The following is a 22112-nucleotide window of genomic DNA, read 5'->3' as shown; positions in this document are numbered from 1 at the left end:
AATGTCAAAACGCAAATAACCCCACCTAATAAATCGTAATCATTATTATTTTTATATCCTCTTCTGTTCTCTATTATTTTGCAAATCACTTATTTCATCATCTTAAAACTGCTGATATACATAGGAATCTTTTAAAGCAGGTACTTTTTTATAACTCTTCATCTTTAAACCTGGTACATCCCCTGACTCATTTTTCTTTAATCCAAATGTCCCGTCAATTTGAAACCACTGATCATTTTTAAACAGATTACTCTCTGGAGTATCAAGCAAAAATCCAACCACACCTGCATCTGCGACACAGCATGTAATCGCTAAACGAGCTATCACAAACTGATCTGCCTTAAATCCTTCTTCTCGATAAACAAAGCCAATGGTGCGAATCTTTTTCCCGATAAATTGTTCCGGATACATCATCAACACATTGGATATATCGATATAATTTTCACTTGTCAAAATGATAACCGGCAGTTTCTTTAATTCAGCAGCTTTCTTTTTATATGGAAGTTCCCACTCTTCTTCGGTTAGTTCTTGAGGAGCGTCTGTGGACTGGTTTGGAGAGGGATTTGTTTTTTTCACTTGGTTTGGAACATATGTATACATCTTGTTATCTGCCAAACTCGTTTCAGCTGGCTTGCTAGGAAAAAGGAGAAAAAAACAAATGGGTAAGCAGACCATCAAATAACCCCATACTCCCACTGGATGCGCTGCTCTTTTTCCAACATTTTTCAACTGAACTAAACCAAGTGTGAGCAAAAACAAAACACTGATAACACTGAGGTATTGCAGACGAGGATTTATAAAATAATCAAGATCATGAGATATGATCAAATAAGATAAAACCAAGGCGAATCCAAACAGAATAGTGATGCGAAACAATACAGCCATGTTATCTCTCCTTTCGACTATAAAAAAAACACAACAGAAACAATCGTCAACACAGTGGTCCCGCTCCAAAAAAACCAGATGACTGTAGGTCGAAAACTACCGCTCATCATCAACAGATTTTTCAAATCCATTATCGGACCATAGACGAGAAACGCAAAGAGGGGTGCAGCACCGACCGCATTGCGAAAAGAAGCAGCGATAAAGGCATCAGAAGAAGAACAAATGGATAAACCAAAAGCAATTCCCATCAATAAAACAATCGATAGCCACTCATACTTTCCTGTCGATTGAATGGCAGAAAAGCCAATAAAAGTTTGAAAACAAGCTGCTAAAAAAGCCCCTAAAACGAAGTACTTTCCCATATTTAAAAACTCAAAAATCGCGTGATGTAAGGCATATTCCACCCTTTCTCTCCAATTCTCTGTATGAGAATGCTCATGTCCTGCCTGATCAGTAGTACAACAAGACTCATGATCATGATCACAAGTATTAGGAATTTCCTTTAAAACAGGGATATTTTGAAAAAACAAATAAAACAATCCCCCCATTACAATCGCAATACCTGCTCCCAAAGCCACTCGAACGATCGTCATACTCCAATCATTTCCAAAAGCGATATAAGTAGAAAAGATCGTAACCGGATTTACGATAGGTGCTGCCAATAAAAACGTAAATGCAGTATAAACAGGCAATTTTTTCTCAATTAGACGTCTAGCTATCGGCACAATTCCACACTCACAGATCGGCAGTACAAAACCTAATACAATCGCCATCGGAATCGATAGAAATGGATTTTTGGGAACATATCTCCACAATCCATTTTCATTTACAAACTCATGAATAAAACTCGAGATAAACACCCCAAATAAAATGAAAGGCAATCCTTCTAAAAAAATACTTAGAAAAATAGTAGACAGACTTTGCAACTGCGGATTTTTTGTAAAAGAAGTCAAGAAACTGATATCCATTTCAAAAGCTAAAAATTGATCTGAACTAAAAAAGAGAATAAAGCTTGCTAAAACAAAGACAAGCAAAATTTCTACATAGTAATTTTTAAGTAACCGAAGCATGATATTTTCCAACTCACTCCTCATTCCATCTATATAAGATGATCCTTCTTCTCCGCAATCAAACGACCGAGAAGAAACAAAATTCTCATTACCCCACTACTTATATCGTAATTGTTCTAATTTGTAAATGTGATCACCCTATTGAAATAGAAAAAACAGAAGATGCTAAAAGGATAAATTATAAGCGATGAGTCTGCTTTTATGCGCGAATTTATATGATTTTATATTTTTTATAAATAGTAATAGACACAAAGTAGTCGAATCGATATAATAGTTATCGCAAAGAGATAAATAATAATAATTACGATTTATAGGGAAGGGTGTAAATAAAATTGAGAAAATACTTTATGTTTGGCTTTCTAATACTTCTACTTGGATCACTCATCGGCTGTACCAACAGCCATGCTGATCATCCCAAGAAGTTCGAGCAAAAAGAGAATAATAAATTAGTAATTTACACAAGTATGTATCCTTTAGCTTTCTTCGCAAAAGAAATAGGAGGAACAGAGGTAACCGTTCATAACCTTACACCACCAGGAGCTGAACCACATGATTATGAGCCCACACAAAAAGATCTCATCGAGCTTAACCGAGCCGATATGCTCATTTATAACGGTGCAGGCTTAGAAGGTTGGATTGATCGGGTACGATCAAATTTAGATAGTCAACAAATCTTGATTGTCGAATCAACAAAAAATATTGCTCTGCATGACAGTACAGAACAAGAAGAAGATCACGCTCATGATAGCCAGACTATAAACAAAGACCCTCATGTTTGGCTAGATCCCATACTTGCCAAAAAACAAGCTGAAAATATCAAGCAGGCAATGATCCAAAAAGATCCAAAGCATAAAACCCTCTATGAACAAAACTACCAAAAGCTAGCGAAACGTTTTAACCAATTGGATCAGTCTTACCGCTCGGTTTTATCTCAAGTAAAAAATAAAAATGTAATCACATCCCATGCTGCTTTTCATTATTTGACAGAGCGTTATGGTCTCAAGCAGATTGCTATTTCTGGCATATCACCTGATGAGGAACCAAGTCCCAAAAAGCTGAAAGAGATTGTCCAATTTGCAGAACAAGAAAAAATACACTATATCTTTTTCGAAAAACTTGTCAATCCAAAAGTAGCACAGGTAGTGACCGATGAAATTCATGCCAAAGCACTGATCCTGGACCCTATAGAAGGACTAACAACGGATGAACTGAAAAAGGGAGAAGATTATTTTTCGATTTCCATGCAAAATTTAGAAAATCTCAAGAAAGCATTAGAGTAGTCTTTATCTTAAATATTCCTTCAAATAAGTAAAAAAACGCCGGTCTCAATGAGACCGGCGTACCCTCGTTTTCTATATGCATTATCCTAAAGCTACCTTATCCATCTTTAGTTTCCTAAGTAAATCATTCATTTCTTTAGATCTATCCTGCTCTGCTATTAATAAATAGTGATCTCTTAACGTTTCTAAAGCTAGTTGCCTCACGTGATCATCTTTTGCATCAAGACCTTTCTTTACGTACTCTATACCTTTTTCTATGTTTACATTCTCTGCATCATCATATAAAGATTTCCGCCCTGCGCTCTTCAGATAAGCGATACCTAAGTCAACTTCGACAGCGCTTACATTCTCATTAGGAAATGTATTCAGAATATACTCAAGGATCAAAATGACTTGCCAGTTGTTCCCTCTCTCTTTTACAAATTGAGCTAAAGCGACAAATTCTTCAAAAGTATGTGGGTTTGGTACCGAAGTGAACCAGTAACGATAATTGAAACGAAGAATGTAGTAAAATGCTACACATAAGATAACTAAGTAAGCAGAAGAAATAATTGAGACTTTGATGGAGTTCTCACTATACTCCATGACTGCTTTGTAAGCCATATAGAAAATGCAGCTAGGCACTGCCAGTAAAAAGACAAGAAGCCCGTATGGATATAAATACCAACGATTTGGCAAACCAGGATAGTTTGGAAGCCCATTTGGCAAAATACGCGATAGTTGTTTATCAATTTTTCTTTCCATGTCAACACCCCATATCTTTGAAAACGGATTCATACGATAATGAAAAAGTATTAGCAAAATTAATTACTTATTATTTTAACAGATAAATTCATATAAGGAAATAAAAAAGACACATTTTTGTCACTTTTGTTTTTTATAGTAATTTGCCCTCCCACCGAAGCAGGAGGGAGATGACAGCAACAACCCTAAAGAACATAGGATCATTCGCTATCACTATGAGGGTTACCCCTCCTTGACTTTCAAGAAGAATGCACCCAACTTCTCCTTTCGATAAGCAGCAACAGCAGCCGAAGTCTTTGCAAACTCTTCGAACAGGGAGTCAGGAGCACCCTCAGTCCAAGGAACGTCCTCGGGCTTCGAATACCACCCAGCCGACACATGCTTCTTTTTCCTCTTCGTTGCTTTTTCCACTTCATTTTTCTTCTGGATGAACGCTGTGATCTCTGCCGCTTTCTTCGGCTTAACAAGCGCAGGGTAGCCCACTACGACCGTTTTCCCAAAGATCTCGCGGTAGATCTGATGAGGGATAACCTCGATTACTTCGAGACCAGTTTCCTCCTGAGTTTTGCGGATTCCCGTTTGGAACAGGGTTTCCCCCTTCTTCTGGTGCCCTCCAGGGTACTCGCACTCGTCTGGCCCTCCCTCTGTCTTCAGCATGCAAATCTCTAGCTCACGAGGAGGGAACGACCAGTACCGAGGCTCCCAGGCAACAGGAACGAGGAAAACAGCATAGTTATTCTCTTCAGCCATAGTAGGTGCTCCCTAACTATTCGTATGGGCTGCTTTCCAATAGTTTACCATATTCCTATTTTTGTGACTTTCCTTCCTCTGATTTCATTATAAAAATTTATTGCAACTTTGGAGTCAATTTTGACGCTCATGAAGCGGAATTACTTTACGCTCTAAGGATAAGAAAAATATTGCCACTATCAATCCAACTGCAACAGTAATTCCGCCGATCCAACCAACATGGAAAACGGATAAATTATTTACTATGATACCACCAACGGCAGCACCAACTGCGATACCGATCTGAAATACAGACGTATTTAGACTAATCACCATTTCTGCTGCATCAGGGGCTAATGATATCAGATAATACAGAATTGTTGGGACAGTAGCGTAAACGGATATTCCCCAAATCGTGATTGTAACAATGATGCCAACTAGGGTTGTAGCCATAAACGGAGACAGTAGTAACGATACAGTATGAAAGGCCAGCATCATCAGTAATGTTTTTGTTACTCCCCATTTATCCGTTCCATAACCGCCTAAACGTGATCCTACTGCTCCGCATACCCCCATGAGTAACAGAATTCCACTGATTGCTGAGTGACTAAGGTGTGCCAAAGTTTGTAAATACGGTGTGATGAAGGTGAAGCATATGGAGTAACCTAGAACATTGAGAAATGCAATGAAAAGCGTAACTGCTACTCTGAAATTTCCCAAATTGCTCCGAATTTTACTCTGCTTTAATTCAGAGCTAGCGATATTAGGAAGTAATTTAACTATCAAAAGTAAGATAACCATATTGGCCGCGGCAAGCAGACCAAAAATAGTATGCCAACCAAAATGCGCAGTAATGGTGATGCCAATTGGAACTCCTACTATAAGTGAACAGCTAAACCCCACTTGTATACTCCCAATCGCGCTGCCACGTTTATCTGGTGTGACAAGGCCAGCTGCCATAGCGAAAGCAATACTGTTAAAAACACCTGAACAAATTCCAAGAATGATACGCGACAGCATCATGGGTATAATGTTCTCACTTAACATCGCCATAGTACCGCCTAATGCAGAAATGATCAGAGTAACTAGCAGTAATTTCTTGCGATTCATCTTAGAAGTAAGTGCAATAACAATAGGGGAACCTATTGCAAAAGAAATGGAAAACATCGTGACAAGCTGACCGGACACCGCCAATGAAACATGAAGATCAGAGGCTATCAAATCAACAATACCAGAGATGACCAATTCTCCAGTTCCAGCTATGAAAGCTCCTATTGCCAATAGAATAATTAAGAAACGATTCGACATTATAAAACCTCCCTAAGCTCACTGTTTTCCCTCAGTGAAATTGCATCATTTGTAATCCAAATTGCTGTACAGTTATTAGTGAATTTAATAATTTCATTCATGATATTTATCAATCCTTCACAGTTTTTGTTGGCAAAAATAACAGTAGCACGAAAACAAGACAGATCATGTCTTGTTTTCGTGCTATAGTAAAAAAAAGTGAAAGGAAAAGAATTTAATTGTTAAAATCACAAAGGCTTATTCAGCTTATCATGCTAATTAATGCTAAAAAATCTTTTACTGTTCCAGAACTAGCTGCCGAATTTGGATTATCGACACGCACTATTACACGAGACTTGCAAGAACTAAGTCAATTGGGGGTTCCAATCTACTCTGTCCAGGGAAGAGGTGGTGGATATCGCTTGTTGCAAGAAAGATTACTTCCCCCCATTACCTTTTCCGAAAGTGAAGCCATTTCCATCTATTTTGCCTGCCATTCCTTACAATATTTCGGTTCTTTACCTTTTGACGATGGGGCTGCTACATCTCTCCAAAAGTTTTATCATTATTTGCCTAGTGATGTGAAAGAACAAATCGATCGTTTAAGGGACAAAGTAGTGATCTGGAATCCATACCGTTCCATGTCAACGAAATGTCTTAAAGCATTGCTGCAATCTATTATGATTAAAAGTTGTGTAACGATTGAGTACAATTCTAGTAATGGTATATCATCTAGAGATATTCAACCAATAGGACTTTATGCGAGCAAAGGATATTGGTATTGCCCAGCTTATTGCTTCTCCCGAAAGGATTACCGGTTATTTCGAGCTGATCGAATCCATTCCGTAAAACTAAATCCATCTGTTGTATTTATGAAAGAAGTAGACCAAAGGTCAGTGGAAGAATGGAACGCTCCTGAATTAAGAAAAAAGGAGAAAACTACTTTAGTTATTCAATTAACTTTAATTGGTTTGCGTACTCTTAAAAATGACGGCTGGTTTGGAGATTCTCTTGAGTTTCGAGAAGATGGAACTGGACTTGCTCGATTAAGTATCCCGATTGATAATCTCCCATTTTTTGTAGATTTAGTCTGGCGTTTGGGTGAAGAGGCAAAAATATTAGAGCCTGAAAAAGCAGTTGACCTCATACAACAAAAGATCAGGAAAATAACGGGAGTATACGGGAAATCTGATAATACCGATTAAAAGAAATATAAGAATAGTCCCACATAGGCGAATCCCAATTTATCATCATCAGCACAAGTGTGCTGTTTTCTATGTGGGACTGAAATTAGAGTTATCTAAAGCTAAAAAAGCTGTCTAGGTTAGTAGGTCACAGAGATTAGCAGGGCATTATTTTGGTTTGTTCGCATTTTTGCACAATTTTTTCTCCGACCTAAAAAAGAGTAAGCCTGCTTCTTTTGATTATCTTTTTGATCGATGATGTCATTCACGTAACTCCTTTTATCTCACAAGCGCGACAAGGGGACGGTTCTTCTGTCGCATCAAGATTATGGACTATAAATACAAATAAACCAAAAATGAAATACATATCACTTCTGGATTGTTCTGCCCATCGAAACATATAAGTTTTTTAAAAAGATGAAAGATTATTGCTCCTTCATGCCAACTTTATCTTTTGAATCTCTTCTAATCTACGAATATCTCCACGATCCACTGTATAAAATTTCGATTCTATTAGTATTTTCATATTTTCGTTCTCGTGATAACGATCCCAAAGCCAAATAGCATTCTGGGTTAACTCTGCCACATGGCTTGTACAACGAATTCCAGCATAACGAATAGAGAGTCTATAGTGGTTCAAAGTTTCATCTTCCATGCATTTTGCATAAAATCGAGTTGCCAGCGGCGGATAACCAAGTACATCCCCTAATATTTCATGAAACGCAGGAGATCGTGAAACAACTTGTTCTAACTGAATTACAAACTCATTCATTTTTTTCTCATCTTGAAAAAAGAGAAAAAAATCTTCTCCATCAAAAATATCAATACCTTGGGTTATATATGGATACTTCATGAGATCATCAATATTTTTCATAAGAGTGGGAGAGCCGGTATTTCCGTATAAGGCAGGCTTCATACCTAGTAGAAAAGCATCTACATCAACCAAACGATCATCTCCTTACAACAACATACAAGAGAAAGAACCACTCTTCATAGAGTAGTTCTCTCATTATAGCTCATTTCCTACTTCTTTAACTTGTTGCCATCTTTATCAAAAATATCTCCGCATTCTTGACAGGAATAATGCAGGCCACTATCAGACTTTACAACATGATCTGACTTCCCACAATCTGGACATTTTGGTTTACTCATTGCAAACGCCTCCTTCCCCTACACTGGCTGAAAACGGGTCATAACTTTTCCCATGAATATAGGTAATCCCACTTCCCATATGCACTACCTCTGCATCCAGTAAAGTGATCTCCATTGTCTCTCCGGTTTGACTGGTAATGCTTAACTTACTGATCGGCTTGTCCGTTAGAGAAGGCTTAATCTTTTGATGTTCCTTTTTATCCAAGTAACAGTCCATTCTCAGTTCATTTCCACCAATGGACATCTTTGAAAACTGATAAAACCTCCATCCAGGTATGCTTTTGACCAATTCTACAAACTCATTTACCTTTTCTATGCATCCTTCTACCATGAACCGTAAAGCCATGCTCATCACCTCTTGTCAAAAAATATAATCGTCTTATCTCCATACAGATCAACGCATGAATCCATCGTTCATCCTCATCCAAACCATCTGGAAACAAAAACTTGGCAATGTATCCTTTTCCACTCTCATCGAGCAGATCGACGATTTGCTGTTTGTAGACGTGCATCTGATCTGCTGTGTACCCAAATTCATCGGTTATTTCTTGGAGCGAATTTGTAACTTCTAATGGTGTCGATCGATTTTCCAATATCCAGTCTAAGGTCATATGGAATACCTAATTCTTCTTGGAATGATCAAACTTGTTATTTCTATAAAAACAATAAATAATATTTGTAATTTTATCAATAATTATATTATTTCTCATTTTTCTTGGATATTTATGCTCTTAGAAGCAGGATTTAGCAAAATGAAGAGGAAATCTAAGAGAAAATAAAAGTTTTCTTAGAGGTGAAAGAAATGGCACTTCCATTGGAGAAAATCGGAGCGATTCTGCGAGACAATCGTCAGCGTCTGGGGAAACGAATCGAAGATATGGTCGATGAAAATATTTCACGATCGACGATCAGCAATGCCGAACGCGGCTTACCAAACGTCACGGAGTCCATGTATATTTATTATGCCGAAAAACTAGGCTTGGGGAGTTCGTTATTTGGGATAGTGGAAGAAAAAGAACAATTGGAACAAGAGGCGAATGAGGAATTAAAGGAAATCGAAAACGTCATTGCAGTAGATAGCGATGATTCACTACAAAAACTAGAAGAAATAAAAGAGAAGTATCAAATCAGCAAACGTGACAACCTCTACCCTTTTTATATCTACTTATTAGGACGATGTGCTTATGAAAAGAAGAAATGGAAAAAAGCAAAAGCGTACTTTCATGAAGCTTTAACTCTATTTAAGCAGAAACCAGACCTAGACAAAACCAATTTAAAAGCTGCTTGTTATAATGAACTCAGTAGAGTTGCATTTTTCGAAAATAAACTGGAGGATGCTTTGCAGTATACAGTAGATGGACTAAAGATTTTTCAGCCTGATGGAGAGCGACTTCGATTCAAATTTCACTTTTTATTAAATAAAGGAATTTACTTAAAACGATTACAGCATCCTGAGAAAGCTTTAGAGGCGATAGAAACATTGAACACTTCAATCGATGGCTTACCTAGTACTAAATCTGTTCTTTCTACAGTCCACCATGATACGATTATGGAAATGTATAACATGTATGCAGTTATATTAACTGAACTTCAACTATACGAAAAAGCACTCGACTATGCCTATCAAGGATTGGAAATTGCACAAAATGGGACATATTTAGACTATTTATTGACTTTACGAGCTTCACTTGGTACCATCTATTTCAAACTTGGCAACCTTCCAAAAGCAGAGAAATGTTTTCTTCAAGCACTTAATTTACAGAAAAGTATTAGTGATGAATTTCATGTAATTACTGCATTTATTCATTTAGGTCAACTCTATATGCAACAAAATAAGTGGGAAAAAGCTGAAAAAGCACTAAAAGAAGCTATCACCATTAGCGAAAGAAATCATGATATGATCAATTTGATTGATGGTTTCGTTTCTTTAGGTGACTGTTTAGTAGAACAAGGGGCGTTTGCACAAGCTATTCAACCTTATCAAAAAGCTGAAAAATTACTCCAAGCAAGTAAAACTAGCCAAAAAAAATGTGAAATTGCCATTAATTTAGGTTTTTGTTATCGAAAATTGGGTAATCAAAAATTATTTGAAGAATATAGAAATAGAGTATTCCAATTAAACTCTGAAATGAAATGGGGGAAATTAGGATGACTGGACCACCTGGAGGCGGGTAATTTCATCCTATAAGGAAGTAGTGGTAAACTCCCTATTAAACAGTTTACAAGAAACCATATAGATCAAAAAGGATGAGAAATCCTCATCCTTTTTCTCTTACCTAAACTTATCCCTTAACACCTTGCTTTGCATCCCAAGCATGCTGCTCTTTTCGAATGTGGACAATCTGCCCAAGATGATAAGCGTTATGAATCATCACGTTAGATAAAATTTCAGCCCAATTATTTTGATAGTTCTCTTTTGGCAAGGCGTCTAGTTTTACTTCCTCGCTGTTTTCTAATGCTTCTCGCCAGTCCGATAAAATTTGATAGCAGCGATCCACAGTTTCCTGCCAACTTGACCCGTCTACGCTTTGAAAGGTGTTGTAGTTATCATCAACATTATCTGGAAAAACCCCTTGAAAGCGATCGTAATACAGCTTATTCCAAAAATTAAGGTGATTGACGATCTCCCAAATGGAATTGGTTTTATCCCCTGATTTCCATAAAGCTTGTTCCTCTGTAAGCCCATCTAAAGCATTTTTGATCGAGACAAACCAATGATTTTGATCAAAGCATGCGGTGAGTTGCTGCAAAAATATATCTTTCCTATTCATAAACTCCTCCATTTAAAATCTATCTTATATTTGAAGTCTAATTGTATAGTGATTCACTAAAAATTCCAATTTTTTGGCGATACACCTTCAAGACCTATTCCTTCACCAATGACAGAAGAAAAAAGCCCTGCTTTCATTCAGCAGGGCTTTTCGGTTGGTTAATAAGAAGAAGTTCTACCTAGGCTATAGACATCTGCTTCCCCAGGACTATAGGTTCCTTCTGCATAAGAAGTATTTGGTTTGTAATCATACACCATCGCACTATAACATGTGCTTTGATATCTTATAATGCGACCATTTCCACCACTGGAATAACAGCTATAAGATTTTTTATCGTTATTGCGATGGATTACTGCGTTGACGTAACCATATTTGGAAGGGTAAGGTTTTGATAGTTTAACATACGCCCAAGCTGTTTTACATTTGGTGCTGTACATCAGTTGGATTGTACCTCTGAGGTTATGTGAGTTAAAATATTTTGTCGATTTGACGACGCCTGATTTATTACAACCCGTTCCAACAGGGCTTTTCCCATCATAGTAATTAGCTGCGTATGTTGGAGCAGTCCCCAATACAAATCCTAATGCAGCGATTACAGCGACGGACAGACCGATACGCAATTTGTGTAACAACCTACCCAACTCCCTCATTCAAGATAATTATTAAACGTATTTCTATTATATTTTTTTCTAAAAACAATAGATAGCATCATTTTCGTAAATATAATGACAATCAAAAGAAAATAATTTCATCTGACTTAACAAGGAATTTATAATATGTGCCATTGATTAGTAAATAACCCAAATAGAAACTAGACAAATCAAAACACAAAATATTCGGGATGATAAATAACATAAATACTCCTTCATCTAAAGATTTTACTAATGAAGGAGTATTATTTTTCAATTCCCTAACCTAAATGTAAGCGCTTTCAATATACTCGCATTTTTCATTTCTCCAGATCATCAAAACCAATCTGTGTAGGCACCCCAATTATCAATGTCACCTGCACTCCAAGATTGATATGGATCTTTATCCCATAGTTGTCCTGTGTGGCAGGAATGTTGTCCCTCATCCACAGTTCCGTTTCCACCTGAGCTCCAACAATTCGATTCTGTACCATTACTTCTGTGAATCATCGCATTTGCGTAGCCATTGTAAGGAGCTGCGCCATACAAATGCACTTCAGCCCAAGCTGTATGACAGTAAGCGCTTCCCCATAATTGTAAGTAACCAAGTATTACTTTGCTTCCAGTTGCGGTCGTCATATAAATGGACTTGGTTTGGTACACAAAGGAGCTTTTGTAGGCACAACCAGTTGTGTAGGGATTAGATCCGTCATACGATAAAGCATCAGCTCTTTTTGTTTGAACAAAAAGACTAGAGACAACCAAGGCAAATGCAAACATTACCGCAAAACTTACACGATACATTTTCACACTAAAAACCTCCCTTATATGTTTCCAAAGAAAATGATGGATACAGAAAAAAAACGAAAGAGGTAGAAGAAAATGTAAATCTCAAATATTTTTTATTATTATCATAATACGATAAAGCCCAATTCCGTGTAAATAAACATAATTCGCTTTTCGCAAGGTAATATATTACATTTTTCTTTATATTTTTAGACATTCATCTAAAGGTATAAACAAGTTATTTGAATAGATCAACTTTCATAGAACACGAGTAGTTTTCAAGGGAAATTTGACATCGAATTTCTTTCTACTCAGCAATATTATTGTTTTTATAGAATATTTTGCTCTTACAAATCCTTTGTCTCCGTTTTCTATTTCCTTAAATTAGCAACTCTATCCACAAAAAAATCATATATACTGGTAACCAAATTAAAATCTTTTAGAAAAGAGGGATATCATGCGGTGGATATATGTGATGATCATACCTGCACTTTTTTTGCTTCCTACATTTGGACAAGCAGCAGGAGAATCATCAACACCAGCAAATATTTGTAAATTAGCACCGAAAGCAACACCTGTTAAGGTTATCAAGATTTCTTTCCCTAAAACAGTAGCCTATGAAAAGATAAAAGCAAAGAAAACAAAAGCGACCAAGAAAAAGACACACCACAAAGATACTGCAAATTCAAACACGTCTCATAACCAGACAAAACCGACAAGTAACACATCTTCCAATCAAACAAATACAAAACCGTCCACTTCTTCCAATCAGGCACCTTCAACCTCTAGTAGTGGATCATCGAACAATGGCACCTCTAACACCAATACATCTACCTCTGATTCAAATGTACTACCAATTGAAAAAGAAGTAGTCCGCCTAGTAAATATCGAGAGAGAAAAACAAGGATTGAAACCATTAGAGCTCGATAGCAAGTTGAGTTCGATTGCTCGCAAAAAATCTCAAGATATGGTAGACAAAAACTACTTTTCTCACCAATCCCCTACTTATGGGTCCCCATTTGATATGTTAAAACAATTTGGCGTCTCCTATCGCACCGCTGGGGAAAATATCGCTGCTGGTTATCCTACTGCACAAGCTGTTGTGACAGGTTGGATGAACAGCGCAGGTCACCGTGCCAATATATTAAATCCAGCTTATACAAAAATCGGAGTCGGTTATGTAGCTGGCGGCAGCTATGGCAGCTACTGGACGCAACTGTTCACTGGATAATTGGATCGTAACAATCGTAACAAATGGTAAAATCCCCTTTAATCATGGACACAAAACGTCTACTTAGAAGGGGATTTTTCCTGTTATCCGGTAATCCATTCAAACCGAAATATTCTCTTTTTTAACTCAGTCCTGTATGATAGGAATTAGAAAAGTTAGAAATCGACCTCAAGAAAGAGAACGCATGTACTGGAAGCTACTGAAAAAGATCAAACACCAACTGTGGAAAACATTTACAGAGAGATTTCTCGACCTATTGGTGTTTTATTCCAATAGCTTCCTTGTTTCCAACAAGCTTGGCCTAGGCGCGGTGGCGGCAGTTGGTGTATCCAACATGATCCTCCTGACTTTCGGTATCCTGATCAGTTCGCTGACCAGTGTTACCAACACGAAAGTAGGTAAGTCGATAGGGCAGGAGCAGATTACAGGCAGCACGCATTCCCAAAAAGGCGTCTACATTGTCCAAGGCTTTTACCTTGTCGGATCTCTGAGCCTTCTGCTTTCTTTCATCGCTCTCATCTTTGCCCCGCAAATGCTTGCGATAAGCGGAGCAAATCATGCGACGGTAGCACAAGGCACTCCTTATTTGAGGATTCTTGGCAGTCTCTACCTCTTCGAGAGCCTGCGAAAGCTTTGCGCAGATGCACTGCAAGGGATGAACGACTTCGAGTCTCCTTTGAAGGCCGGTGCTTGGATGAATGGATGTCACTTTGTCTTGGCGCTTGGTGTCGTTCTCTTCACCGACCTTGGGATTGTGGGTGTTGCATGGGCAACGGCAGTCAGTCAAGCGGTTGGACTTTTGCTCTTGGTTCGACGCCTCAAGCAGCAAGCCTTTCAAACAGAGGTTCCCTGGAAGTTGGAGTGGACTATGCTGAAGGATATGTTCATCCTATCCAAGTTCTCGATGGCACAGGGAATTTTCACTAGAGTTTCTATGATCGCCTATGGTATGGCGCTTCTCTCTGTAAGTCCAGAGGCATATGCCAGTATGATCATCCAAGATGGATTTCTTTCCATCACCTATATGGTGCAGGATGCCTTCGTCTTGGTCATGACCACTGCCATTAGTGTGCGGTATGGTGAGCGCACAGCTTTGCACAGCAATCTTCATGGCATTCAACAAGATCATAGTCAGAAGCAAGGAAAAGTTCGAGCGCTAGTAGAAAAAGATAAAGAACTAGTGCGTACGGTCACTGGCTTCCTCGGACTAACCTGTCTATTTACAGGGGCTTTGGTAGTTCTCCAATATTTGGCTTGGAGTTGGATCATTCTTCTATATACAAACGATCCAATCACCATCCAGGTATCACACAAGTTTTCCCTAGCCGCTGTATTTTGGCTTGTTCCCTTTACCTGTTATTTTGTCTTTTACAAGGGCGCTCTTGCTTCTGTCGAAGACCGTAAAGGCAGCCAAAACAGCAACATCATCGCAGCTTCACTCTGGATCGCCTCCCTTTGGGTGGTGAGGAACTGGGGTCTGGATGCTGTGTTGATCTCCAAAGTTCTCTTTGAGACGCTTCGGGGATTGCTTATCATGGCTAGGTTCTACTCCATGCGATGGAGCCGTTGTCCCTCCAAAGACTGTGCTCTCTCGCAGTAAAAATAGCACCCCTCTATCGGCCGATGGAGGGGCGCTGTGGTTTTAAACACTTTCTTGGTAACGAAAATCTTTTATGAAGCAGTGAAAAACTCTCCTGCAAATACAAACTCCGCAGGACCAGTCATATAGACATGATTATCGGATTCATTCCAATCTATCAGCAAATCTCCACCTAGTAGGTGGACGGTTGCCTTACGACTTGCTTTTCCATTGAGGTGACTAGCGACCAGTACTGCACAGGCACCCGAACCACAAGCCATGGTTTCGCCAACGCCGCGTTCCCATACTCGCATCGTGATTTCTTCGGGAGACACGATGTTGATAAATTCGATGTTTGCTTTTTCTGGAAAAACTTCACTTCTCTCGATCTTTGGTCCAATGCCCTTAACCAATTCATCAGACAATGTATCTACCTCTATCACAGCATGAGGATTTCCCATCGAAACAGCAGTAAATGCATAAGCTTGTTCTTTTATGACAACTTGATCATAAATGGTTTCTCCTATGACCACTTGATCATGAATGGTTTGAGACTTCACCGGAATCTGGGAAGGTACGAGAATGGGTTCTCCCATGTCTACTTGCACTCGTGTCACGATCCCTGCTTTTACTTGTAAAACAATCGGTTGAACATCTCTTTTGGTTTCTACCAAAATATTCGTTTTGCTGTTGTCCATTCGTTCGTAATAATACTTCGAAACACAGCGGACAGCATTTCCACACTGCTGCGCTTCGGTGCCGTCAGCATTAAATATGCGCATTTGAAAGTCTGCTTTTTCCGAAGGCAAGATAAATACAAGTCCATCTGCACCGATACCTGTATGTCGATCACAGACTTGTACCGCTAACTCAGACACATGATCCGGCACTTGGTCTTCTGCTTGAACAATAACAAAATCATTTCCTAACCCATGCATTTTATGAAATTTCATGATGTGCTTTCCTTTCTATTGTACAACTGTTTTTCTGATCGGTTTGCGAAGTTGATCCATTAGTCCCGCCAATATTACTGGCAGTGTCGAAGTTACTGTGATCAATACCCACTCATGCAACTGTAATGGTACAGTATGGAAAATAGGTTGGAAGGCTGGATAGTAGATCACCACCACTAAAAGTAAAACTGAGATGAGAACGGCAAAACAAAGTGCCAAATTGGAAAATGGATTCCGTTCAAAAATCGTCCCGGTAGATCGGCAGTCAAATACATAGATTAACTGTGAAAATACAAGCGTGGCAAATGCTACTGTTTGTGCTAGTTCCAATTGACCTGCTTCTTGATAAGTAACCCAGAAAGCGAGCAGAGAGCAAAGACCGATGAGCAAACCGCGAGTGACTATTTTCCAGCCAACACGACGAGCGAAGATACTTTCTTTACTGTCCCGCGGCGACCTTGACATGCTGTCTTCTTCTGCTGGATCCACTCCTAAAGCCATAGCTGGCAGCCCATCTGTAACTAAGTTTACCCATAGTATTTGGATAGGGATGAGCGGCAGAGGTAATCCCATCAACATGGCAAAAAACATAACCAAAATTTCTCCAACATTACTCGCTAACAAGTAACTGATAAACTTTTGTATATTATCATAGATGTGACGGCCTTCTTCAATAGCAGACACAATCGTTGCAAAGTTATCATTAGCTAAAATGAGCGAGGACGCTTCTTTGGATACATCGGTACCGGATTTTCCCATCGAAATTCCGATATCTGCCGCTTTGATCGCAGGTGCATCGTTAACTCCATCCCCTGTCATTGCGACGACATGTCCTTTTTGTTGAAGAGCAGAAACAATTTTAAGTTTGTGCTCTGGGGAAACGCGTGCATACACATCAATGTTTTCTACTTGTTGCTCAAACTCATTGTCTTTCATATTGTAGATATCCCGTCCAGTCACTGTCAAACCATTTGGTCGTTTGATACCCAGCTGAACGGCGATAGCTTCCGCAGTTGCTTGATGATCGCCTGTAATCATCACCGTACGAATACCTGCCTTGCGACATAAACGTATCGCCTCCCTCACTTCTTTACGCGGAGGATCAATCATCCCTGCTAGACCGACAAAAATAAGATTGCGCTCTAATTGAGATTCCGATTGAGTATGAACAGAACCACTCACTTCACGATAAGCAAATGCAAGATTTCGCAATGCATTGGAAGCTAATTCTTCGTTTTTTGCTAGCAATTGCTGACGGACTTTTGCCGTTATGGGCTCTACTCTTCCATTTTGTAAAATATGGGTACAATCGCGAATCAGTACATCTGGTGCACCTTTGACAAGCAGTTTTTTTTGTTTCTGCTTATTCTCGACCACCACAGACATCATTTTCCGTTCTGAATCAAATGGATGTTCTTTTATTTTTGCCCAACTATTATCCAAAACCTCACGGGTAACACCCCCATGGGCTCCCATCACCATCAATGCTCCTTCAGTCGGATCACCTTCGTAGCTAACTTTTTTTCCTTTTTGTACCAAAGTCGCGTTATTACAGAGTACAGCTATTTGCAAAAGTTGCTGCAAGGTCGGATTTTGTTGAACTAACTCATCCTTTTCAAGGGTTAAAAGTTGCTGATTGGTATAAACATGAGTGACAGTCATTTTATTTTCTGTTAAAGTACCAGTCTTATCTGAACAAATAATAGAAGCACAGCCAAGCGTTTCGACAGATGGCAACTTCCTTACGATTGCTTTTCGTTTAATCATTCGTTGCACACCAAGCGCTAATGCTATCGTCACGATCGCAGGCAGTCCTTCAGGAATAGCAGCAACTGCTAAGCTAACTCCAGCAAGAAACATCTTATACAAATCTTGCCCATGCATGACACCTGTGACCACCACCAAAGCTGTCAAAAAAAGCGCGACAATGATCAAAATCTTTCCTAATTGTTCTAGCCGTCTTTGCAATGGCGTTATATTTTGCTCTGTACTTTGAATCAAATGAGCAATTCTACCCATTTCCGTTTTCATTCCAGTGTTAACGATTACTCCTAATCCAGATCCTTTGACCACCATTGTTCCCATAAAGCTCATATTGCGAAAATCTGCTAAAGTCAAATCAGCTTGTGTCAACGGTTCTACTATCTTTTCTATCGGTAATGATTCACCTGTTAATGCGGATTCCTCCACCATTAATCCAGTAGTTTCAACCCAACGTATATCTGCCGGAATCCGATCTCCAGTCACGAGTGAAACGACATCTCCTGGCACGAGCAGGGATGCATCGATCCGCTTCCATCCGCCATCACGATATACTTTTGCCATTGGTGCAGATAACTTTTTCAATGCTGACAATGAACGTTCTGCCTTCACTTCTTGCACAAAGCCAAGAATCGAATTAAGCACAATGATACTCAGAATGGCAATAGCATCCACGTATTCCCCTAAAAGGCCTGATATCAGAGTTGCCACAAGTAAAATTAAGACCATAAAGTCTTGGAACTGGCTAAAAAATACAGCAAATAGAGAGACTTTTTCCCCTTCAGAAAGTTGATTATTTCCCACTTTTGCAAGTCGGCTCTTCGCCTCTTTTTCTGATAAGCCAGCTGATTTCTTCACACCAAAGTAATCGGTAACCTGCTGAGCTGTCCATCCAACAAAACGCGATGAATCCGTCATGACTTTCCCCCTTGTCCCCACAACCTTCTCTTTTCATGTTATGCAGGACAAGTCAGGTTAGAAGTAAAGAATGGTGTTCAAATCGATGATCATGTACAATGAGTAAGATAAGGGAGTGGAGTTTTATGTCATTTGATGGAACCGTTACTCGTGCGGTAGCGCACGAATTACATACAGAAATAACGAATGGCCGCATCACAAAAATCTATCAGCCCAGCCAATGGGAGATCGTTTTCACCATCCGGGCAAAAGGAAAAAATCATAAATTGATGCTTTCGTGCCATCCGGTATACGCTAGATGTCACTTGACAACAGCTAGCTATGAAAATCCAGCAGAACCGCCAATGTTCTGCATGTTGCTGCGTAAACAATTAGAAGGAAGCATAATCGATAAAATTGAACAAGTCGAAATGGAGAGAATCATTCACTTTTGGATAAAAGGAAAAAATGAGCTCGGGGATATGGTGGAAAGAAAACTCATCATCGAGATTATGGGTCGACATAGCAATGTGATTTTATTGAATCCAGAAACAAACAAGATCGTAGACGCAATGCGTCGTGTCGGATTTCAAACAAGCCAATATCGACAAGTACTTCCTGGGATCATATATGTTTCCCCTCCTGATCAAGGAAAAATAAATCCTCTCACTGCTCAGCACGATACTTTTATTTCCAGCTTGGATTACAATGCAGGGCAGCTGTCAAAACAATTGGTAAATTGCTTTATGGGATTAGGACCATTACCGGCAGAAGAAATACTCAGTCAAGCAAGACTAGGGGATCGTGAATCACTATGGGAATCCTTCTTTCGCTGGCAGCAAAATATGCTGGCGCATCGCTATGAACCCGAGATTGTCACTGACCAAAGCCGAATCTTTTACTCCTCTTGCTCATTATCTCATAAAAAAGGAGAACATCGCTCTTTCGCTACAATGAGTCAATGCCTAGATGCCTTTTATGGAAATAAAGCAGAGCGAGACCGTGTCGCTGGGCAAACACAAGCATTGGTTCACAAATTGACACGAGATGTCGAGAAAAACAAACGAAAGATCAAAGTATTGCAAAAAGAAATCGAAAACTCCTCTAAAGCCGAGACACTTCGGTTGTATGGAGAGTTACTCACTACGTATTTGCACCAAATAAATCGCGGAGATAAATCGATTACCGTTGTTAATTACTATGATGAATCTGCTGGAGAAGTTACGATCCCGCTCAATGAAGCACTTACTCCTAATGAAAACGCACAGCGGTATTTTAAAAAATATCAAAAGTTAAAAGCAGGTAAAAAATATAATGAAGAACAAATTCAAATCGCTAAGGAAGAAAACGAATACTTAGAATCTGTTCTATCTCAACTAGCTATCGCAAACCTAGCAGAAGTTGAACAAATTCGCGAGGAATTAACCGAAGAAGGATGGATCAAGAAGCAGGTAAAAAAAGGGCGACAAAAACCTTCTTCTCCAACTCCTACTTCCTATATCGCCAGTGATGGCACCACTATCTTAGTCGGCAAAAACAACAAACAAAATGAAAAACTCACCCATCATATAGCTAGAAAAACAGATACATGGCTCCATACCAAAGATATTCCCGGGTCCCATGTTGTCATAAGAGGAGATCATATATCCGAAACCGCCCTGACAGAAGCAGCCATGCTCGCAGCATATTTTAGCAAAGCGAGAGAATCGAGTCAGGTTCCCGTAGATTATACTCTGGTTAAACATGTAAAAAAACCTTCTGGGGCACGACCTGGATTTGTGATTTATGGGGATCAAAAAACCATCTATGTCACTCCAGAGGAACAAAAACTGCAATCCATTTTAGAAAGAAAACCTCAAAATTGACTGTTCAACTAGTCAGCTTTGAGGTTTTCTTTCGGTTATGTTTGTAACAAAAGTATTGGTATTAAGTTGGAATTCCAATTTCCTACATCCCAAGTACCTTGTGAAGTAAACCAGCAGCAACTTTCTTGCACTCGTTGTTTCCATTTCCCTTTCTAATTCGCATCATTATAAGTAACCAGAAAAGAGAGCACAAATGTGAATTATATTATTTTGATAAAATAATGAAATATTATAATTTAGTATATAATGACTATTAAATGTGATAGGATATCCATAATAATTCTATCTTGAAGGATGATTTTGATTCTTTTTTACAATATTTCCTTAATAATATATAAATAATATTTTAGAAATGAGGTTATCATTATGTCATCCCATTTAAAAGATGATAAAGCCGGTATGATTTATGCTTCTTTCGCATTTATTTCCTGGGGAATACTGCCTATATATTGGCACTATATGGAACAAATCCCTTCCCTTCAGATACTAGCACACCGCTTTGTTTGGTCCTTTGTCTTCGTTGCAATCGTTATCACAGTTAGAAAACAATGGCATTTAATAAAAGAAATCTTATCTAATAAAAAAACGATGTTATTTGTTTTAGCAGGATCTATTTTTATGAGTGCCAATTGGTTTATCTATATTTGGTCTGTTACCAATGATCATGTCATTGAAGCTAGCTTGGGATATTATATTAACCCTTTGATCAGTATCGCTTTTGGGATGTTATTTCTAAAAGAACGGTTAAATAAATGGCAAACCACCTCACTATGTCTTGCATTAATAAGTGTGATTATTCTAACCATTAACTATGGACAAATTCCTTGGATTTCGATTTCTTTGGCTCTTACATTCGCTCTATATGGACTATTCAAAAAATTGGTACAGGTAGATGCTATCCTTTCCCTTGCATTGGAAACAATCTTTCTCACCCCATTTGCAATTGCTTACTTATTTTTTGAAGAAAGCAATGGGACAGGCTCTCTCGGTCATGTTTCCACCACTATAATCATCCTTCTCATCCTTTCAGGGATACTTACTGCGGTTCCCTTGCTCTGGTTTGGTATTGGTCAAAAGCGAGTATCCATGTTCACGATGGGTTTTTTACAATATATTGCACCGACGATTAATCTGATTTTAGGTGTTTTCTTTTTTCATGAGACTTTTACCTCGATCGAATTTATTAGCTTTAGCTTCATCTGGTTAGCTCTCATTGTCTTTACTTTCTCTCATATCAAAGAAATGAAGATTCCTTCGATAAAAAAAGAAGAACTCATCAAAAAACCCAGCTAACTAAAAAGCTGGGCTA

General features: G+C 38.8%; 21 protein-coding genes. 7 read left to right on the top strand and 14 right to left on the bottom strand.

Annotated features, from left to right (window positions below):
* Positions 1-102: 102 nt before the first annotated feature.
* Together MK805_RS07475 and MK805_RS07470 are read right to left on the bottom strand one after the other, a co-directional pair.
* A complete protein-coding gene (locus tag MK805_RS07475) occupies positions 103-885 on the bottom strand; it encodes a TIGR03943 family putative permease subunit (protein ID WP_240874962.1) in 783 nt (260 codons plus the stop codon).
* A gap of 17 nt (positions 886-902) precedes the next feature.
* Complete coding sequence (locus MK805_RS07470; protein ID WP_240874961.1) at positions 903-1955, bottom strand: permease; 1053 nt, start codon at positions 1953-1955, stop codon at positions 903-905.
* 332 nt (positions 1956-2287) lie between these two features.
* On the opposite strand from MK805_RS07470, the gene MK805_RS07465 reads away from it, so the two are divergent.
* Positions 2288-3235: a metal ABC transporter solute-binding protein, Zn/Mn family gene (locus MK805_RS07465; protein ID WP_240874960.1), complete on the top strand. Its 948-nt coding sequence runs from the start codon at positions 2288-2290 to the stop codon at positions 3233-3235.
* 81 nt (positions 3236-3316) lie between these two features.
* Here MK805_RS07465 and MK805_RS07460 read toward each other — a convergent pair whose 3' ends face one another.
* The 3 genes from MK805_RS07460 to MK805_RS07450 all read right to left on the bottom strand — a co-directional run bounded on the left by MK805_RS07460 (position 3317) and on the right by MK805_RS07450 (position 6016).
* Positions 3317-3979, bottom strand: a complete 663-nt coding sequence (locus MK805_RS07460; RefSeq protein ID WP_240874959.1) for a hypothetical protein — start codon at positions 3977-3979, stop codon at positions 3317-3319.
* A 222-nt stretch (positions 3980-4201) separates the two neighbouring features.
* Complete coding sequence (locus MK805_RS07455; protein WP_240874958.1) at positions 4202-4729, bottom strand: NUDIX domain-containing protein; 528 nt, start codon at positions 4727-4729, stop codon at positions 4202-4204.
* 114 nt (positions 4730-4843) lie between these two features.
* Complete coding sequence (locus MK805_RS07450; RefSeq protein ID WP_240874957.1) at positions 4844-6016, bottom strand: MFS transporter; 1173 nt, start codon at positions 6014-6016, stop codon at positions 4844-4846.
* Between the two features lie 218 nt (positions 6017-6234).
* Between MK805_RS07450 and MK805_RS07445 the strand changes: the two genes are divergently transcribed.
* A complete protein-coding gene (locus MK805_RS07445) occupies positions 6235-7200 on the top strand; it encodes a helix-turn-helix transcriptional regulator (protein WP_240874956.1) in 966 nt (321 codons plus the stop codon).
* Positions 7201-7615: 415 nt separating this feature from the next.
* Here MK805_RS07445 and MK805_RS07440 read toward each other — a convergent pair whose 3' ends face one another.
* The 4 genes from MK805_RS07440 to MK805_RS07430 all read right to left on the bottom strand — a co-directional run bounded on the left by MK805_RS07440 (position 7616) and on the right by MK805_RS07430 (position 8924).
* On the bottom strand, positions 7616-8125 hold the full coding sequence (locus MK805_RS07440; RefSeq protein ID WP_240874955.1) for a hypothetical protein: 510 nt from the start codon (positions 8123-8125) through the stop codon (positions 7616-7618).
* Positions 8126-8202: 77 nt separating this feature from the next.
* Positions 8203-8331 carry a hypothetical protein gene (locus MK805_RS17820; protein WP_255724538.1) on the bottom strand — a complete coding sequence of 43 codons (129 nt, stop codon included), beginning with the start codon at positions 8329-8331 and terminating at the stop codon, positions 8203-8205.
* Entirely contained in the window at positions 8324-8677 is a 354-nt protein-coding gene (locus MK805_RS07435; protein WP_240874954.1) for a hypothetical protein, read from the bottom strand. The genes MK805_RS17820 and MK805_RS07435 overlap by 8 nt, the downstream gene beginning before the upstream one ends.
* The gene (locus MK805_RS07430) at positions 8631-8924 is read right to left on the bottom strand and encodes a hypothetical protein (protein WP_240874953.1); all 294 of its coding nucleotides are present in this window, start codon (positions 8922-8924) and stop codon (positions 8631-8633) included. Before MK805_RS07430 ends, MK805_RS07435 begins: the two co-directional genes overlap by 47 nt.
* 209 nt (positions 8925-9133) lie before the next feature.
* Between MK805_RS07430 and MK805_RS07425 the strand changes: the two genes are divergently transcribed.
* Entirely contained in the window at positions 9134-10483 is a 1350-nt protein-coding gene (locus MK805_RS07425) for a tetratricopeptide repeat protein (RefSeq protein ID WP_240875157.1), read from the top strand.
* A gap of 130 nt (positions 10484-10613) precedes the next feature.
* On the opposite strand, the gene MK805_RS07420 is transcribed toward MK805_RS07425, so the two are convergent.
* From MK805_RS07420 to MK805_RS07410, 3 genes are all read right to left on the bottom strand, one after another.
* Complete coding sequence (locus MK805_RS07420) at positions 10614-11102, bottom strand: DinB family protein (RefSeq protein ID WP_240874952.1); 489 nt, start codon at positions 11100-11102, stop codon at positions 10614-10616.
* 158 nt (positions 11103-11260) lie between these two features.
* On the bottom strand, positions 11261-11734 hold the full coding sequence (locus MK805_RS07415; RefSeq protein WP_240874951.1) for a DUF2690 domain-containing protein: 474 nt from the start codon (positions 11732-11734) through the stop codon (positions 11261-11263).
* Between the two features lie 333 nt (positions 11735-12067).
* Positions 12068-12535 (bottom strand): DUF2690 domain-containing protein, encoded by a 468-nt coding sequence (locus MK805_RS07410; RefSeq protein ID WP_240875156.1) that lies wholly within the window; start codon positions 12533-12535, stop codon positions 12068-12070.
* Positions 12536-12974: 439 nt separating this feature from the next.
* Between MK805_RS07410 and MK805_RS07405 the strand changes: the two genes are divergently transcribed.
* Both MK805_RS07405 and MK805_RS07400 read left to right on the top strand, forming a co-directional pair.
* Positions 12975-13748, top strand: a complete 774-nt coding sequence (locus MK805_RS07405) for a CAP domain-containing protein (RefSeq protein WP_240874950.1) — start codon at positions 12975-12977, stop codon at positions 13746-13748.
* 184 nt (positions 13749-13932) lie between these two features.
* Complete coding sequence (locus MK805_RS07400; protein WP_240874949.1) at positions 13933-15348, top strand: MATE family efflux transporter; 1416 nt, start codon at positions 13933-13935, stop codon at positions 15346-15348.
* A 71-nt stretch (positions 15349-15419) separates the two neighbouring features.
* On the opposite strand, the gene dapF is transcribed toward MK805_RS07400, so the two are convergent.
* Together dapF and MK805_RS07390 are read right to left on the bottom strand one after the other, a co-directional pair.
* Positions 15420-16280, bottom strand: a complete 861-nt coding sequence (dapF, locus tag MK805_RS07395; RefSeq protein ID WP_240874948.1) for a diaminopimelate epimerase — start codon at positions 16278-16280, stop codon at positions 15420-15422.
* A gap of 15 nt (positions 16281-16295) precedes the next feature.
* A complete protein-coding gene (locus tag MK805_RS07390; protein ID WP_240874947.1) occupies positions 16296-18959 on the bottom strand; it encodes a calcium-translocating P-type ATPase, SERCA-type in 2664 nt (887 codons plus the stop codon).
* Between the two features lie 125 nt (positions 18960-19084).
* On the opposite strand from MK805_RS07390, the gene MK805_RS07385 reads away from it, so the two are divergent.
* Entirely contained in the window at positions 19085-20803 is a 1719-nt protein-coding gene (locus tag MK805_RS07385) for an Rqc2 family fibronectin-binding protein (protein ID WP_240874946.1), read from the top strand.
* 366 nt (positions 20804-21169) lie between these two features.
* Complete coding sequence (gene rarD / locus MK805_RS07380) at positions 21170-22096, top strand: EamA family transporter RarD (RefSeq protein WP_240874945.1); 927 nt, start codon at positions 21170-21172, stop codon at positions 22094-22096.
* The last annotated feature ends 16 nt before the right edge of the window (positions 22097-22112 follow it).

Origin of the sequence: Shimazuella soli (assembly GCF_022511585.1) — a bacterium.
In the GTDB taxonomy this organism is placed as follows: Bacteria; Bacillota; Bacilli; order Thermoactinomycetales; family Thermoactinomycetaceae; genus Shimazuella; species Shimazuella soli.
This window is presented reverse-complemented; position numbering and strand designations above follow the sequence as displayed.

Excerpts from the sequence above, each read along its gene's own strand:
- MK805_RS07475 (WP_240874962.1), bottom strand. The coding sequence starts at position 885 with ATGGCTGTATTGTTTCGCATCACTATTCTGTTTGGATTCGCCTTGGTT.
- MK805_RS07470 (WP_240874961.1), bottom strand. The coding sequence starts at position 1,955 with ATGCTTCGGTTACTTAAAAATTACTATGTAGAAATTTTGCTTGTCTTT.
- MK805_RS07460 (WP_240874959.1), bottom strand. The coding sequence starts at position 3,979 with ATGGAAAGAAAAATTGATAAACAACTATCGCGTATTTTGCCAAATGGG.
- MK805_RS07455 (WP_240874958.1), bottom strand. The coding sequence starts at position 4,729 with ATGGCTGAAGAGAATAACTATGCTGTTTTCCTCGTTCCTGTTGCCTGG.
- MK805_RS07450 (WP_240874957.1), bottom strand. The coding sequence starts at position 6,016 with ATGTCGAATCGTTTCTTAATTATTCTATTGGCAATAGGAGCTTTCATA.
- MK805_RS17820 (WP_255724538.1), bottom strand. The coding sequence starts at position 8,331 with ATGAGTAAACCAAAATGTCCAGATTGTGGGAAGTCAGATCATGTTGTA.
- MK805_RS07435 (WP_240874954.1), bottom strand. The coding sequence starts at position 8,677 with ATGGCTTTACGGTTCATGGTAGAAGGATGCATAGAAAAGGTAAATGAG.
- MK805_RS07425 (WP_240875157.1), top strand. The coding sequence starts at position 9,134 with ATGGCACTTCCATTGGAGAAAATCGGAGCGATTCTGCGAGACAATCGT.
- MK805_RS07420 (WP_240874952.1), bottom strand. The coding sequence starts at position 11,102 with ATGAATAGGAAAGATATATTTTTGCAGCAACTCACCGCATGCTTTGAT.
- MK805_RS07410 (WP_240875156.1), bottom strand. The coding sequence starts at position 12,535 with ATGTATCGTGTAAGTTTTGCGGTAATGTTTGCATTTGCCTTGGTTGTC.
- MK805_RS07405 (WP_240874950.1), top strand. The coding sequence starts at position 12,975 with ATGCGGTGGATATATGTGATGATCATACCTGCACTTTTTTTGCTTCCT.
- MK805_RS07400 (WP_240874949.1), top strand. The coding sequence starts at position 13,933 with ATGTACTGGAAGCTACTGAAAAAGATCAAACACCAACTGTGGAAAACA.
- dapF (WP_240874948.1), bottom strand. The coding sequence starts at position 16,280 with ATGAAATTTCATAAAATGCATGGGTTAGGAAATGATTTTGTTATTGTT.
- MK805_RS07390 (WP_240874947.1), bottom strand. The coding sequence starts at position 18,959 with ATGACGGATTCATCGCGTTTTGTTGGATGGACAGCTCAGCAGGTTACC.
- MK805_RS07385 (WP_240874946.1), top strand. The coding sequence starts at position 19,085 with ATGTCATTTGATGGAACCGTTACTCGTGCGGTAGCGCACGAATTACAT.
- rarD (WP_240874945.1), top strand. The coding sequence starts at position 21,170 with ATGTCATCCCATTTAAAAGATGATAAAGCCGGTATGATTTATGCTTCT.